Annotated in this window: 1 protein-coding gene; it reads right to left on the bottom strand. The window is 54.7% G+C overall.

Translation table 11 applies throughout. From position 1 onward, the window contains the following. Positions 1-319: transposase (locus tag FLQ44_RS24830; RefSeq protein WP_369126597.1), on the bottom strand; the 319-nt coding region annotated here is incomplete at its 3' end. Positions 320-404 lie beyond the last annotated feature (85 nt).

Genomic DNA, 404 nt, shown 5'->3' on the forward strand with positions numbered 1-404 from the left:
GGTAAAACCGGGCTTCTCCAACTGATGGGTAAAGGGAGCCAACTGCTGCCGGATAGCGTCTGGTTCCATGTAACAGCACATCACAGGGTAAGCGCAAGCAGTAGTGCCACCCACTGCTTCTCAACCACTGCATGAGAGCGTGGTTGGCAAACCCTCGGTCGGCTAACAGCATCACATCCGGGTGGTAGCGCAACAACCATCTGGCTTTTCGCAACAGCCCCTTGTACTCACCGAACGCTACCGTTGCACTGCCATGTTCTAACACTCGCCACAACAAAGGTACGGCTCGTCCACAGCACACCACCGATAGGTGAATCATGCAATAGCGGTCCCACAACACTGTCGTGTCTAACGCCAGATACAAGCGATGTCCCTTCCAGCCACTCAAAGCAACCAGCACCAAG

Origin of the sequence: Vogesella mureinivorans, from assembly GCF_007644035.1 — a bacterium.
GTDB classification, from domain to species: Bacteria; Pseudomonadota; Gammaproteobacteria; order Burkholderiales; family Chromobacteriaceae; genus Vogesella; species Vogesella mureinivorans.